At 73.5% G+C, this 441-nt stretch carries 1 protein-coding gene; it reads right to left on the reverse strand.

The genetic code is table 11. From position 1 onward, the window contains the following. Positions 1-174: 174 nt before the first annotated feature. Positions 175-441: hypothetical protein (locus tag CH341_RS34785; RefSeq protein WP_170149900.1), on the reverse strand; the 267-nt coding region annotated here is incomplete at its 5' end.

The raw sequence follows: 441 nt of genomic DNA on the forward strand, positions 1-441 counted from the left end.
AGCAGGTCGGCGGCCCGGGAGTCGACCAGGCCCCAGACCTGCGCAAATCCCGACACCAGCCGCTGCAGCACCGAGCCGGCGTCGCGCGGCCAGGCGATGCCGGTCGGCAGCAGGGCAGCGAGCGCATCGGCGTAGTCGTCGCCACCGCGGCGGAGGTGCCTGTCCATGGATGCCTCAGACGAACGTGACGGTGCCGAGCACCGGCATGTGCCCGGGCGACGGCATCGCGGCCGACACGAAGGCGAGCTCGTGGTGGTCCTCGCCGACGGCCTGGGAGATCGCCTCGTCGACCCAGGATCGGTACATGGTCTGCCCGGGCGCCGAGCGGCCGGCCCGCCACTCCCGCCGTCCGGCGGCGAGCTGGACCGCCTGTCCACGTTCCATGGTCTTCAGGGCCGCGATGATCGCGGCGCGGGTGGCGGCGTCGTCGTAGGTGAGGCC

It is taken from the genome of Rhodoplanes roseus, from assembly GCF_003258865.1.
Lineage (GTDB): Bacteria > Pseudomonadota > Alphaproteobacteria > Rhizobiales > Xanthobacteraceae > Rhodoplanes > Rhodoplanes roseus.